The sequence below is a fragment of the Nonomuraea wenchangensis genome (assembly GCF_900111685.1).
In the GTDB taxonomy this organism is placed as follows: Bacteria; Actinomycetota; Actinomycetes; order Streptosporangiales; family Streptosporangiaceae; genus Nonomuraea; species Nonomuraea wenchangensis.
The window spans coordinates 236,147-250,232 of the sequence record NZ_FOHX01000009.1; the positions used below are offsets into that span (position 1 = coordinate 236,147).

The following is a 14,086-nucleotide window of genomic DNA, read 5'->3' on the forward strand; positions in this document are numbered from 1 at the left end:
ATCGGACACGTGGCGTCCGACACACTCCTACGATACCGAGCCCTGACCGGGTCCCGCGCCGCGAATGACCATCCGCGCAGGTATCAGGGCCGCTTCTCATAACAGAACGTGCCAACCGCCACAAGCGATGATTCCCACCCACCTTATGGGGAAGAGCGTCACTTCTCCGCCATGCGCGCAACAGGACTTCCTAACCTACGATGGCGTAGGTTACGGTTGCGTAGCCCGGACATTCTCCCCATACATGCTGTTGGAGGTCGCCCATGACCGTTGTCGCCGAACGCCCCGCCCCCGCACCCAAGCCGGACTTCGAACCCGAGCCGAAATCCCGCGCCGAACTCGTCACCTTCGGCCTGGTCGTCGGGCTCCCCATCGTCGCGGTCGCCGCGGCCGTGCCGTTCGCCTGGGGATGGGGTCTCGGCTGGACGGACGTCATCATCGCCTTCGTCTTCTACGTCGTCTCCGGCCTCGGCGTCACCGTGGGCCTGCACCGCTACTTCACGCACGGCTCGTTCAAGGCCAAGCGGCCGCTGAAGATCGCCATGGGCATCGCCGGCAGCCTGTCGCTGGAGATGTCCGTGCTCGACTGGGTGGCCACCCACCGCAAGCACCACAAGTTCTCCGACAAGGAGGGCGACCCGCACTCGCCGTGGCGCTTCGGCCCCGGCTTCAAGAACATGGCCAAGGGCCTGCTCTACGCCCATATGGGCTGGCTGTTCGAGAGCGAGCGCACCAACCGCGAGAAGTACGCCCCGGACCTGTGCAAGGACCCGGACGTGATGAAGCTGCACAAGTGGTTCGGCCCGCTCGCCCTCACCTCGATCCTGCTGCCCGCGGTGCTCGGCGGCCTCGTCACCTGGTCCTGGCAGGGCGCGGTGACCGCTTTCTTCTGGGGCTCCCTGATCCGCATCGGCCTGCTGCACCACGTGACCTGGTCCATCAACTCCATCTGCCACGTCTTCGGCGAGGAGGACTTCCAGGTGCGTGACAAGTCCCGCAACGTGTGGTGGCTGGCCATCCCGTCCTTCGGCGAGTCCTGGCACAACCTGCACCACTCCGACCCGACCTGCGCCCGCCACGGCGCGCTCAAGGGCCAGATCGACCTGAGCGCCGGCCTGATCAGGATCTTCGAGCGGCTCGGCTGGGTCCACGACGTGCGCTGGCCGACCCCTGAGCGCCTGGCGGCGAAGCGGATTGCCTGACGAGGAACATCCGATGAGCGGCCACGGGAGCGTGGCCGTCATTATGGAACCTGTGACCGAACCCCGACCTCGCAGGCGCATGTCCGGTAGCGAGCGACGAGAGCAGCTGATCCGCATCAGCCGCACCCTCTTCGCGGAGAAGGGGTTCGACGGGACCTCCATCGAGGAGATCGCGGCCACCGCGCAGGTGTCCAAGCCCGTCGTCTACGAGCACTTCGGCGGCAAGGAAGGCGTCTACGCGGTGGTCGTCGACCGCGAGATGCAGAAGCTGCTCACGATGATCACCGAGGCGCTGGCGGCCTCCCACTCCCTGATCAAGGTCGAACGGGCCGCCCTCGCGCTGCTCCAGTACATCGAGGAGAGCAGCGAGGGCTTCCGCATCCTGGTCCGCGACTCGCACGCCGCCTCGGGCACCGGCACCTTCGCGAGCCTGATCAGTGAGATCGCCAGCCAGGTCGAGGACGTCCTCGCCGACGAGTTCGCGGCCAGGGGCTACGACCCCAAGTCCGCCCCCATGTACGCCCAGATGCTGGTCGGCATGGTCGCGCTGACCGGGCAGTGGTGGCTGGAGGTACGCAAGCCGGGCCGCGAGGAGGTCGCGGCCCACCTGGTCAACCTGGCCTGGAACGGTCTGAGAGGGCTCAACCCCCAGCCGGCCATCAGCGCCGTCACCCGGGCGCGCGACACCGCCCCGCCGAAGCCCCGCCCGAGCAGCGAGAAGGAGCTGCGCGAGCTGGAGAAGGCCCGCGAGCGCGAGCTGAAGGAGGCCGAGAAGGTCCGCCAGCGCGAGCTGAAGGAGGCCGAGAAAGCCCGGGTCCGCGAGCTGAAGGAGCGCGAGCGGCTGCTCAAGGAGGCGGAGAAGGCCCGCGAGCGCGAGGACAAGATCCGCCAGCGGGAGGCCAAGCTCGCCGAGCGGGCCGCGCGTCTCGAACAGGTAGATCAGTCGGAGTGACGGGTTGAACGGAACGGCAGCCGTGGGTGACCATAGGAGGAAGAGGGCGCTGATCAGCGGAAACGAGCGTTGCGGCGCCGTTAACGTGATGTTCAACCGAACGGGGCAATATACGCCATATGTCCGCAGAACCGGTGTCTCCTGCCAACGATCTGCCGCTACCGCAGGAACGCTTCCTCAACCGGGAGGAGAGCTGGCTCCAGTTCAATGAGCGCGTGCTCGAACTGGCGGAGGACTCCGCTCTCCCCCTGCTGGAGCGGGTGCGTTTCCTCGCCATCTTCGCGAGCAACCTGGACGAGTTCTTCCGTGTCCGGGTCGCCGGGCTCAAACGGCGGATGGCCACCGGGTTGCTGCTGCGCACCAAGAGCGGACTCAAGCCCCGCGAGGAGCTGATCCGCATCGCCGGCGTCGCCGAGGCGCTGGCCCGGCGGCACGCCGCCGTCTTCCACGACAAGATCTGCCCGCAGCTCGCCGGCGAGGGCATCGAGATCGTCCGCTGGGACGACCTCGACCGCGAGGAGCGCACCGAGCTGCGCAAGCTGTTCAGGGAGCGCATCCGGCCGGTGCTCACGCCGCTGGCGGTGGACCCCGCGCACCCGTTCCCCTACATCTCGGGCCTCAGCCTCAACCTGGCCGTCCTGGTCCGCAACCCGGCCAACGACCACACGGTCTTCGCCCGGGTCAAGGTGCCCTCGCAGCTCCCCCGGTTCATCCTGGCGTCGAAGGACCGTTTCGTCCCGCTGGAGGACGTCATCGCGGCCCACCTGGGCCAGCTCTTCAAGGGCATGGAGATCCTCCAGCACCACGTCTTCCGCGTCACCAGGAACGAGGACCTCGACGTCGACGAGGACGTCACCGAGAACCTCATGCAGGCCCTGGAGAAGGAGCTGCTCAAGCGGCGCTTCGGCCCGCCGGTGCGGCTGGAGGTCGAGGAGACGATCACGCCCGAGGTGCTGGCCCTGCTCGTGGAGGAGCTGGAGCTGGCCCCGCACGAGATCTACCGGCTGCCGGGACCGCTCGACCTGTCGGGCCTGCACGCCATCGCCGACCTCGAACGCGGCGAGCTCTGCTACCGCCCGTTCGTGCCTGCCGAGGCCGTCAGCGCCGAGGACGACATCTTCACCACGCTGCGCGAGCGCGACGTCCTGCTGCACCACCCGTACGACTCCTTCGCCACGAGCGTCCAGCGCTTCATCGAGGTGGCCGCCGCCGACCCGCGCGTCCTGGCGATCAAGCAGACCCTCTACCGCACCAGCGGCGAGTCCCCCATCGTCGACGCGCTCATCGACGCCGCCGAGGCGGGCAAGCAGGTCGTCGTGGTCGTGGAGATCAAGGCCAGGTTCGACGAGCACGCCAACATCTCCTGGGCGCGCAAGCTGGAGCGGGCCGGCTGCCACGTCGTCTACGGCATGGTCGGGCTGAAGACCCACTGCAAGCTGGCCCTGGTCGTCCGTCAGGAGCCCTCCGGCGAGCTGCGCCGCTACTGCCACATCGGCACCGGCAACTACAACCCCAAGACCGCCCGCCAGTACGAGGACTTCGGCCTGCTCACCGCCGACCCGCTGGTCGGCGAGGACGTCACCGACCTGTTCATCCACCTGACCGGCTACTCCAACCAGACCGCCTACCGCCGCCTGCTCGTCGCCCCCCACTCCATGCGCAGCGGCCTGGTGGCCAGGATCGAGCGGGAGATCGCCCACCAGCAGGCCGGGCGGCCCGCCCGCATCCGGATCAAGACCAACTCGCTGGTCGACGAGCCGATCATCGACGCGCTCTACCGGGCCTCGCGAGCCGGGGTGCCGGTCGATCTCTGGGTACGTGGCGTCTGCTCGCTCCGTCCCGGAGTTCCCGGCCTGTCGGAGAACATCCGCGTCCGGTCGGTCCTGGGGCGGTTCCTGGAGCACTCCCGCGTCTACGAGTTCGGGCTCGGGCGGCGGCCGGAGATCTGGATCGGCAGCGCCGACCTCATGCGCCGCAACCTCGACCGCCGCGTCGAGGCCCTGGTCAAGGTGACCTCGCAGCAGCACAAGGCGTACCTCGTCGAGCTGATGGACCTCGCCATGGCCGAGACGACGAGCACATGGTGGCTGGGCCCCGACGGCTCCTGGACCCGCCGGCCCGGCGAGGACCTCCAGACCCACCTCATCAGCACCAGGCGATGGAGGACCGTTGACGACTGACCTGCTCCGGGCCGCCGGAGCCGTGGTCTGGCGGGGGCCGGCGAGCCGTCCCGAGGTCGCCGTCATCCACCGCCCCGCCTACGGCGACTGGACCCTCCCCAAGGGCAAGCTCGAACCCGGCGAGCACGTCGTCGCCGCCGCGCTGCGCGAGGTCCGCGAGGAGACCGGCCTCACGGTCACGCTCGGCCGCGCCCTGCCACCCGTCCACTACCTCGTACGGGGCCGGCTCAAGCGGGTCGACTACTGGACCGCGCGCGTGGTCGCCGACGACGGCTTCACGCCCGGCGAGGAGGTCGACGAGCTGCGCTGGCTGCCGGTGGAGGAGGCCGGGGCGCTGCTGACGTACGGGTGGGACGCCGGGCTGGTGCGCCGCCTGGCCGACGCGCCGCTGGAGACCGTGCCCCTCGTGCTCGTCCGGCACGCCACAGCCGGCTCCCGCGCCGAGTGGGACGGCGACGACGAGCGCCGCCCGCTCGACGCCGGCGGGCGGCGCCAGGCCGCCACCCTGGCCACGGCGCTGCCCGCCTACCGGCCGGAGCTGCTGATGAGCTCGCCGAGCGCGCGCTGCGTGCAGACGCTGGAGCCGTACGGAGGCGAGATCCTGCTGGATCCGCTGCTCAGCGAGGAGGGCCAGGACCCGCGCAAGACGCCTGTCCTGGTGCGCGAGCTCACCGTCCCCGCGGCCGTGTGCAGCCACGGCAAGGTGCTGCCCGGACTGCTCCATGCCCTCACCGGCAAGGAGATCAACCTCCGCAAGGGCGCGTTCGCCGTGCTGCACCGGGTGGGCGACCGGGTCGTCGGCGTCGAACGCCACCCGGTCACAGCAGCTTCTCCACCGCCTTGACCGTCTCCGCCCACACCTCCGGGAAGTCGTCGTGCGCCCGCGCGGCGAGGTCGCGCTCGATCCCGACGAGCAGCCCGTACGTGAAGGTGTCCTCGCCCGCCCGCCGGGCGCGCTCCGCCTCCTCGATCAGCGTCTCCTGCGCGACCACGCCGTCCTGGTGCGCCCCCAGGACCTCCTGGATGTCCTCGGCCCGCCCGGCGAGCTTGACCATGTCCTTGCCGAGGGTGGGCCGGAGCGCCTCGGCGGTGTAACGGGCGCGTTTGGCCGCCTTGCGCACGTCATGCATGGCGGTCTCGCGGCGCTCCGGGTCCTCGACGGTCCTGGCCCGGTCGTACGCCTTGGTCACCCGGCTCCAGTTGTCCGCCGCGATGGCGGCGAGCCGCTCCTTCGCGGGCTTGGGCGCGGCCTTGCCGAGGCTCGGGCCGGCGAGCAGCGCGTCGAGGTCGTTCAGCAGGGTGTAGTAGCGCTCGCCGCTGAGGGTGTCCTTGATTCGCTCGTACGCGTCCCGCTCGCGGGCGAGCAGGTCGGCGCCGAGGCGCTCCTGTACGGGGCCGACGACCAGCCCGGGCGGCAGCCCGGCCAGCCTCTCGCCGAACCTGGCCCTGATGACCTCCAGGTCGCGGGCCTCGCCGAGCACGTCGCCGAGCCGGCGCAGCTCGTCCTGGACCTGCTCGGTGCCGGTGACCACGGTCTTGAACGCCTTGAGCGCGCTGCGCAGCCGCCGGCAGGCCACGCGCATCTGGTGGACGGCGTCGTCCTCGGCGCGGCGTACCCGGGGGTCCTGGGAGAGGAGGGCGTCGACCTGGCTCGCGAGGTAGGCGAGCACGACCTCGCCCGCCGAGTCGGGCTCGCAGCGGGCCAGGGGCGGCGGGGCCGGCCTGAGCAGCTTCGCGAGCTTGCTGGCGGCCCCTGACGGCTCGGCGCCGGACTTCCTCAGCCGCTTGCCGACCTTGGCCAGCAGCGTCCGCTGGTTTTCGTCGATCAGCTCGGCCTCGACCTCGCGCCAGCGCAGGACCCGGCCGCCCTCGCGGCGGTCGATGGCCTTGACGTTGTCGTCGGCGAGCTCCAGCAGCCGGGTCTCGCCGTCGCGCAGGACGGTGACGCTCCTGCGGGTGTCCAGCTCGGCGACCACCTCCAGCTCGGCGCCGCGGGTGTAGGCGCGGACCAGCTCGGCCAGCTCCGGGGGGACGGCCCTGGTGGTCCGGGTGAGCGGCACGGCGATCTCCTGTCGTACGCCCTTGGCCTTGGGCAGCTTGAGATGCCAGCCGGCGTCGTCGCCGCCTCTTCGCCGTCTGAGCGTCACGCCTCTGGCGGCCAGCCGCAGGTCGGGGGTGTCATAGTAGAGCGCCACGAGCTGGTAACTCTTCGGCCCGATGACGTCGGTGGCGAGGTCGTTCAGGTCGGGAAGTGCGTAATCCCGCGGAACGTCGAACTTGTCCTCGATCTCGATGCCCACTGCACCTCACAAAAGTCCGATTTAGGACAATTCTGCCACCCTTAGGTGAACATCACCGTGGTTGCAGCAGCTCGATCCTGTTCCCGACCGGGTCGGCGACGTAGACCCGGCGGTAGCCCGGCAGGAGGTCGTCGGGCACGGCCCCGGGGATCGCGGCGGCGAAGGCGTCCACGTCGTCCACCAGGAAGGCGGGATGCGCCTTGCGCGCCGGCCTGAAGTCCCGTTCGACGCCCAGATGCACCTCCACGCCCTCGCCCCGGAACCAGACGCCGCCGCGGGCGGCCAGCTCCGGCGGCTTGGGCACCTCGCGCAGGCCGAGCACCCCCGCGTAGAACTCCCTGAGCAGCGGCTCGCTGCCGACCGGCGCGGCCAGCTGGACGTGGTGCAGCCCCGTGATCATTTCTGCGCCACCACGAAGACGCGGCGGAACGGGAACAGCGTGCCGTACGTCCTCGCCGGATACGCCTGCGCCAGCAGCTCGCCGAGGTCGGACTTGAAGCGCCGCTGGTCGCCGTGGTCCAGCCGGTCGAGTATGGGGCGCAGGGCCGTGCCCGACACCCAGTCCAGCACGGGGTTCTCGCCCTTCAGCACGTGCACGTATGTCGTCTCCCAGGCGTCCACCTGCGTACCGCCCTGGTTGAGCAGGTCACAGTAGCCGAGGGCGTCGTCCACCTCGGCGAGCCGCTGGTAGTCGCCGAGCTTGTCCGACCAGGCGCGCGAGGCGCACAGCTCCCGGATGGCGACATGGCTCGGGGCGTCGTAGTTGCCCGGCACCTGGAACGCCAGCCAGCCGCCCGCGGCCAGCGCCTCCATCCAGTGTTCGAGCACCGCGCGGTGGCCGGGCACCCACTGGAGGAGGGCGTTCGAGACGATCACGTCCACGGGCCGGTCGGGCCGCCAGGTCTCGGCGTCGGCGACGGCGAACCGTACGGACGTGCCGAGGCCGCGAGCCTTGGTGATCATGGCGGGCGAGGAGTCGAAGCCCTCGACGGTCGCCCTCGGCCACCGGGTGGCCAACTCTGCGGTGAGTTCGCCGCTGCCGCAGCCGGCGTCCACGACATAATCGGGATCGACCGCCCCCACCCTGGAGATGAGCTCGATGAACGGCCGGGAACGCTCGTCGGCGTACACCGCGTAGGCCACCGGGTCCCACATATCTCTTGACATGAAGATAATTGATATCGAGAGAGATATCTCGATGTCAAGACAGTACACTTGTGTCATGACGGAGGAAGCTAGGGACGAGGTCGATCGCCTCGTCGCCGCTTGGCGGACGGAACGCCCCGACCTCGACGTCGAGCCGCTCCAGGTGCTCTCCAGAGTGTCCCGTCTCGCCAAGCATCTCGACCGGGCGCGGCGGGCGGCCTTCGCCGAGCACGACCTCGAACCGTGGGAGTTCGACGTGCTCACCGCGCTGCGCCGGGCCGGCAAGCCGTACGAACTGAGCCCGGGCACCCTGCTCCGGGCCACCCTGGTCACCTCTGGGACCATGACCAACCGCATCGACCGCCTCGCCCAGGCCGGCCTCGTACGACGCCGGCCCGACCCCGAGGACCGGCGCGGCGTCCTCGTGTCCCTCACGGACACGGGGCTCTCCCGGGTGGACGCGGCCTTCGCCGACCTGCTGCGGCGGGAGCACGAACTGCTGTCCGGGCTGGGGGCGGCCGACCAGCGGACGCTCGCCTCACTGCTCCGGACCCTGCTGGCCCCGTTCGACTCCCCCGGCTGACCCCGTCCAACGCCGCCTCATCCCCTTCGCTGACGTCGGGGGGTCGGCACCGCTCACGCCGGGCGCCCCTCGCTCAAGGGGCCCCGCCTTCACCCCACGTCCCAGCGGCCCCTTACCCCGGCCGCGCGCCTGGTATCCCTCCCCTTGACGTGGGCAGACCTCTGGCACGGCCCCTCCCTGGGGCCGGCCGGCACAGGGTCAGTCGCCGAGACGGTCGGCGAGTTCGAGCCACTCCGACTCGATCGCGTCCTTCTGCGCCGTGATCTCCCGGAGCTCGCCGTCCAGAGCGCCGAGCCTGGCGTAGTCGCTGGCCGCCTCCGCCATGGCCGCGTGCAGCCGCTCCTCCTGCCCGGCCAGCTTGTCGAGCTGGCGTTCGAGCCGGTTGAGCTCCTTGCGCAGCTCGCGCTCCTCCTTGGCCGACAGCTCGCCGGTCGCCGTGGCGCCTCCGCTCTCCGGCGACGCCGGGGCGGAAGCCGGCGCCTGGGCGCCGCCCGCCACCCGGGCGGTCAGCGCGGTGCCCGCCGCCCGCCGTTCGAGGTATTCGTCCACGCCTCCGGGCAGCAGCGACAGCCGCCCGTCGCCCAGCAGCGCCACGCACCGATCGGTGACGCGCTCCAGGAAGTAGCGGTCGTGGCTGACCAGGACGAGCGTGCCGGGCCAGCCGTCGAGCAGGTCTTCAAGCTCGTTGAGCGTCTCGATGTCGAGGTCGTTGGTGGGCTCGTCGAGCAGCAGGACGTTGGGGTCGTCCATGAGGAGCCTGAGGAGCTGCAGCCGCCGGCGCTCGCCGCCGGACAGGTCGCCGATCACCTTCCACTGCGCGTCGCCCTTGAAGCCGAGCCGTTCGAGCAACTGGGAGGCCGACCACTCCTTCTTGCCGAGCTGGAGGTATTTGCGCACCTCCTCGACCGACTCCAGCACCCGTCGCGCCGGGTCCAGCTCCGTGAGCTCCTGCGACAGATGCGCGAGGCGTACGGTGCGGCCCCTGACGACGCGGCCGGAGTCGGGCTGGACCGTGTCGGCGAGCAGGCGCAGCACCGACGACTTGCCGGAGCCGTTGACGCCGATCAGCCCGATGCGGTCGCCGGGCCCGAACTGCCACGTGCACCGGTCCAGCACCAGCGGTCCGCTCCCCGGGCCGCCGGCGTGCAGGGTGACGTCCTCCAGGTCGTACACCGTCTTGCCGAGCCTGGCCGCGGCGAAGCGCATCAGCTCGACGGTCTCGCGCGCCGGGGGCTCGTTCGCGATGAGGGCCTGTGCGGCCTCGACGCGGAACTTCGGCTTGGACGTACGGGCGGGCGGGCCGCGCCGCAGCCAGGCGATCTCCTTACGCATGAGGTTCTGGCGGCGTTCCTCGGCGGCCTGGGCGATGCGCGCCCGCTCGGCCTTGGCGAGGACGTAGGCCGCGTAACCGCCCTCGTAGCGCTCGACGCGCCCGTCCACGACCTCCCAGGTGCGGGTGGAGACCGCGTCGAGGAACCACCGGTCGTGCGTCACCACCAGCAGGGCGCTCTTGCGGGCCGACAGGTGCGCGGCGAGCCAGGCGATGGCCTCGATGTCGAGGTGGTTGGTGGGCTCGTCCAGCATGATCAGGTCGTGGTCGTCGATGAGCAGCTTGGCCAGCGCGGTGCGCCTGCGCTCGCCGCCCGACAGGTCCGCGGTCCTGGAGCCGAGGTCGAGGTCGCCGATCAGGTTGGCGAGGATCTCACGGATCGCCTGGTCGCCCGCCCACTCGTGCTCGGCCAGCTCGCCCAGCACGATCTCGCCTATGGTGGCGGCCGGGTCGAGCGCGTCGTGCTGCGACAGGAACCCGATCCGGAGGTTGCGGGTGTGCGTGACCCGTCCGCTGTCGGGCCGCACCTCCCCCGCGATCACCGACATCAGGGTCGTCTTGCCGCCTCCGTTGCGTCCGACGACGCCGATGCGCTCCCCGGCCTCGATGCCCAGGGAGACGTCGCTGAGGAGCGGTTTGGGCCCGTAGGCGTGGGAGACCGACTCAAGATTGACCAGATTCATGACCTACCCAGGGTATCGGCTCCCCGCCCAGCTCCTCGCCGTCTCCCCCGCCTCCTTCATTACCTAAAGTTGCCATTCGACAGCAGACCGTTACCATGATGAGTGGCCTTTCCCCCCGACCACGGAGTGCCGCATGGAGCGAACGGTTCTGGCCGCCGTCACCGAACGTCCCGACGCCGACTCGGCACTCGCCGAGCAGATCCGCCGCGTCTGCGCCGCGATGGACGAGCTCGGGCTCCACGTGCGCTGGACCCACCGGGCCCACGACGCCCTCGCGGTGGTCGGCTCGGACGCCTCGCTCACGGCGGTGCTGGCGTCATGGGACGCGCCGGGAGCCGAAGAGCTGCTGGGCGCGGTCGCCAAACGGTTCCGCGCGCTGCCCGTCTTCCTGATGACCCAGGAGCAGGAGCTCCCGCTGTGGGTCTACGAGGTCATCCAGGGCTATGTCTACCCCCTGGAGGACACCCCGCAGTTCATCGCCGGGCGCATCGCCCACGCCGCCGACCAGTACGCCGAGAAGATCCTCCCGCCCTTCTTCGGCGCCCTGCGGCGGCTGCAGGACCACCACCGTTACTCCTGGCACACCCCGGCGCACGCCGGCGGCGTGGCGTTCCTCAAGTCGCCTGTGGGCCGGGCGTTCTTCGACTTCTACGGCGAGCGGCTGCTGCGCACCGACCTGTCCATCTCGGTCACCGAGCTGGGGTCGCCGCTCGACCACACCGGCCCCATCGGCGAGGCCGAGCGCAACGCCGCCCGCGTCTTCGGCGCCGACCGCACGTTCTTCGTGGTCAACGGCAACTCCACGGCCAACCGCATCGTCGGCCACCACGCCATCGCCCGCGACGACACCGTCCTCGTGGACCGCAACTGCCACAAGTCGGTCCAGCACGCGCTGGCCATCAGCGGCGCCCGCCCGGTCTACCTCGTGCCCGAGCGCAACGGGCTCGGCCTGGCCGGTCCGATCCCGCCCGCCGCGCTGGAGGCGTCCGCGATCCGGGCCCGGGTGGCCGCCCACCCTCTCGCCGCCGGCGACCCGGCCTATGCCGTGATCACCAACTCCACCTATGACGGCGTGTGCTACGACGCGGTGCGGGTCGGCGAGCTGCTGGGCGCCAGCGTGCCGCGGCTGCACTTCGACGAGGCGTGGTTCGCCTACGCCCGGTTCAACCCGCTCTACGCCGGCCGCTACGGCATGGCCGTCGACCAGCACACGCTGCCGGGCCCGGACCGCCCCACCGTGTTCGCCACCCAGTCGACGCACAAACTGCTGGCGGCGCTGTCGCAGGCCGCGATGCTGCACGTCCGCCCCTCGGAGCGGGCGCCGGTCGACTACGACGCCTTCAACGAGACCTACCTCATGCACGCCTCCACGTCGCCGCTCTACCCGATGATCGCCTCCCTGGACGTCGCGGCGGCGATGATGGACGGCCCGTCGGGACCGTTCCTCACCGGGGAGGCCATCGTCGAGGCCGTCCGGTTCCGGCAGGCGATGATGCGCCTGGCCGCCCGCATCCGCGAGGACGGCACGCGGCCCGGCTGGTTCTTCGGCGTGTGGCAGCCACCCGCCGTCACCGACCCGCGCACCGGCCGGACCGTCCCGTTCGCCGACGCCGACCCGGCGCTGCTCTGCTCCGAACCCCGCTGCTGGACCCTAGAGGCGGGAGCCGCCTGGCACGGCTTCGACGGCATGTCCGAGGGCTACTGCCTGCTCGACCCGGTCAAGGTGACCATCACCTGCCCAGGCGCCGACGCCGCCACCGGCACGCTCGACTGGGGCATCCCGGCCCGCGTCGTGGCCGCCTACCTCCAGCGACGCGGCATCGTGGTGGAGAAGACCGGCGACCACACGTTGCTGGTGCTGTTCTCGATGGGGATCACCAAAGGCAAGTGGGGCACCCTGATCGACGCCCTCACCGACTTCAAGAACGCCTACGACGCCGACCTCCCTCTGGCGGAGGTGCTGCCCGGTTTCGGCCCGCCCGCGATCTCGCTCCAGAAGCTCTGCACCCTGGTCCACGAGAAGCTGCGCGACTCCGGAGCCGGAAAGCTCCTCGACCAGGTCTTCACCTTCCTGCCGGAGCCCGTCGCCACACCCGCCGACTGCTACCAGGCCATGATCCGAGCCCGCACCGAACGCGTCCCGCTGAGCCACCTGCCGGGCCGGGCCGCCGCGGCCACGGTGGTCGTCACACCGCCCGGCATCCCCATGCTGATGCCCGGCGAGGCGACCGGCCCCGCCGACGGGCCACTGATGACCTACCTGCGCGTCCTGGAGGACTTCGACCGGGCCTTCCCCGACCTGGCCACCGACATCCACGGCGCCCACCGCGACACCGACGGCCGCTACTGGCTGGAAGTCCTCAAAAACTAACCACTCCCTCCCGCCCCGCCCCCGCCCGCGACTGACCCCCTTCTCAAGGCTGTGACGTGCGCTCGAACTCACACCGCCCTCACGCGCGCCGAGGCGGTGACGCTCCCGGCCGTCCCTTGCACGCGCGCCTCGTGCGGAGGCTTGAACGGTTGCGAGCGAGAGCTGTGAACGGCCGGTCTTGATCGGAGACGTGGGACCGACTGTGAGGAGCCGGTCATGATCGGGGCTCGATCTGCGCACCGGCCTGGTCGCCGCCCCGACCCCGCCCCCGACCCCGCCGGACTGCTCGCGGCGCATCGACCGTTCCAACCCACGGAAGCGAAGCGGCGCAATCGCGGGATCAGACCAGGGTCGCGCCGTGGACGGGGCCGTGGGCGGGGACGGCGGTGTGCGCGGCGCCCGTGGCCGTGAGGCTGCCGGCCAGGTCACGGGCGTGGAGGGCGTCGATGGCGAGGAACGCGCAGGTGGGGCCGGAGCCGGAGACGATGGCGCCCAGCGCGCCGTGCTGGCGACCGGCCTCCAGCGTAGGAGCGAGCTCCGGACGCAGGTTGAGCGCGGCCGGCTGGAGGTCGTTGCTGAGGTGGGAGCCGAGGGCGTAGGCGTCGCCGGTGCCCAGAGCCTCCAGGAGAGAGTCGTTGAGCTGCGGCCAGGGCACCTCCGCCGCCTCAGCGGCCCGGAGCCGGTCGCATTCGGCGTACACGCTGGCCGTGGAGAGGCCGCCGTCGGCGAGCGCGAACACCCAGTGGAACGTGCCGCCCGTCGGCAGCTCGCTCAGCTGCTCGCCCCGGCCGGTGCCGACGGCAGTGCCGCCGAGCAGGGAGAACGGGACGTCGCTGCCGAGATCCCCGGCGATCTCCATCAGATCGTCGAACGGCAGGCCGAGCCCCCAGAGCTCGTTGCAGGCCACCAGGGCGCCGGCGGCGTCGGCGCTGCCGCCCGCCATGCCGCCCGCCACCGGAATGTCCTTGTTGATGATCAGGTGTGCGCCGTAGGTGCGTCCCGCGTGCTTGGCGAGGGCGCGGGCAGCGCGGATCGCCAGGTTGGCGTCGTCCACCGGCACCTGGTCGGCCCACTTGCCGTTGACCGACACGGTGATGGACTCGGACTCCTTGGCCACCACCTCGTCGAAGATCGACACGGCATGGAAGACGTTGACCAGGTCGTGGTAGCCATCATCCCTGAGCGGGCCGACAGAAAGCTGCACGTTGACCTTCGCGGGCACACGTACGGTCACCGAACTCATCGATCTTCTGCCACTCTCATCGCTTGCCGGGGTCAAGGACACTCGATGTTATCGGTGCCCGGAGCCCTGACATGCGGTTCTCGAAAGATGAGCCGT

At 70.7% G+C, this 14,086-nt stretch carries 11 protein-coding genes; 6 read left to right on the forward strand and 5 right to left on the reverse strand.

Features of this window, described 5'->3' with window-relative positions:
* Window positions 1–263: 263 nt before the first annotated feature.
* The 4 genes from BMW85_RS27405 (at window position 264) to BMW85_RS27420 (ending at window position 5,178) form a co-directional block, all read left to right on the forward strand.
* A complete protein-coding gene (locus BMW85_RS27405) occupies window positions 264–1,202 on the forward strand; it encodes an acyl-CoA desaturase (protein WP_091086852.1) in 939 nt (312 codons plus the stop codon).
* Window positions 1,203–1,245: 43 nt separating this feature from the next.
* Window positions 1,246–2,154, forward strand: coding sequence for a TetR/AcrR family transcriptional regulator (locus tag BMW85_RS27410; RefSeq protein WP_425434377.1), 909 nt, complete (start codon window positions 1,246–1,248; stop codon window positions 2,152–2,154).
* A gap of 119 nt (window positions 2,155–2,273) precedes the next feature.
* Window positions 2,274–4,334 carry an RNA degradosome polyphosphate kinase gene (locus tag BMW85_RS27415; protein ID WP_091086857.1) on the forward strand — a complete coding sequence of 687 codons (2,061 nt, stop codon included), beginning with the start codon at window positions 2,274–2,276 and terminating at the stop codon, window positions 4,332–4,334.
* Window positions 4,324–5,178 carry an NUDIX hydrolase gene (locus tag BMW85_RS27420; RefSeq protein WP_245775098.1) on the forward strand — a complete coding sequence of 285 codons (855 nt, stop codon included), beginning with the start codon at window positions 4,324–4,326 and terminating at the stop codon, window positions 5,176–5,178. Before BMW85_RS27415 ends, BMW85_RS27420 begins: the two co-directional genes overlap by 11 nt.
* Here the strand turns inward: BMW85_RS27420 and BMW85_RS27425 are convergent.
* Genes BMW85_RS27425 through BMW85_RS27435 form a run of 3 tightly spaced genes read right to left on the reverse strand, consistent with a single transcriptional unit; the run spans window position 5,153 to window position 7,801 of the window.
* Window positions 5,153–6,634, reverse strand: coding sequence for a CYTH and CHAD domain-containing protein (locus tag BMW85_RS27425; protein ID WP_091086859.1), 1,482 nt, complete (start codon window positions 6,632–6,634; stop codon window positions 5,153–5,155). The genes BMW85_RS27420 and BMW85_RS27425 overlap by 26 nt on opposite strands.
* Window positions 6,635–6,686: 52 nt before the next feature.
* Window positions 6,687–7,034: a VOC family protein gene (locus BMW85_RS27430; RefSeq protein ID WP_091086861.1), complete on the reverse strand. Its 348-nt coding sequence runs from the start codon at window positions 7,032–7,034 to the stop codon at window positions 6,687–6,689.
* Window positions 7,031–7,801: a trans-aconitate 2-methyltransferase gene (locus tag BMW85_RS27435; protein WP_245775099.1), complete on the reverse strand. Its 771-nt coding sequence runs from the start codon at window positions 7,799–7,801 to the stop codon at window positions 7,031–7,033. The genes BMW85_RS27430 and BMW85_RS27435 overlap by 4 nt, the downstream gene beginning before the upstream one ends.
* A 55-nt stretch (window positions 7,802–7,856) precedes the next feature.
* Here BMW85_RS27435 and BMW85_RS27440 point away from each other — a divergent pair, with 55 nt between their 5' ends.
* A complete protein-coding gene (locus tag BMW85_RS27440) occupies window positions 7,857–8,363 on the forward strand; it encodes a MarR family winged helix-turn-helix transcriptional regulator (protein ID WP_091086866.1) in 507 nt (168 codons plus the stop codon).
* A 198-nt stretch (window positions 8,364–8,561) separates the two neighbouring features.
* Here BMW85_RS27440 and BMW85_RS27445 read toward each other — a convergent pair whose 3' ends face one another.
* Window positions 8,562–10,376 (reverse strand): ABC-F family ATP-binding cassette domain-containing protein, encoded by a 1,815-nt coding sequence (locus BMW85_RS27445; RefSeq protein WP_091086870.1) that lies wholly within the window; start codon window positions 10,374–10,376, stop codon window positions 8,562–8,564.
* Between the two features lie 133 nt (window positions 10,377–10,509).
* Here BMW85_RS27445 and BMW85_RS27450 point away from each other — a divergent pair, with 133 nt between their 5' ends.
* The gene (locus BMW85_RS27450) at window positions 10,510–12,747 is read left to right on the forward strand and encodes an Orn/Lys/Arg family decarboxylase (RefSeq protein WP_091086871.1); all 2,238 of its coding nucleotides are present in this window, start codon (window positions 10,510–10,512) and stop codon (window positions 12,745–12,747) included.
* Window positions 12,748–13,087: 340 nt separating this feature from the next.
* Here BMW85_RS27450 and BMW85_RS27455 read toward each other — a convergent pair whose 3' ends face one another.
* Window positions 13,088–13,990 carry a 4-(cytidine 5'-diphospho)-2-C-methyl-D-erythritol kinase gene (locus BMW85_RS27455; protein ID WP_091086874.1) on the reverse strand — a complete coding sequence of 301 codons (903 nt, stop codon included), beginning with the start codon at window positions 13,988–13,990 and terminating at the stop codon, window positions 13,088–13,090.
* Window positions 13,991–14,086 lie beyond the last annotated feature (96 nt).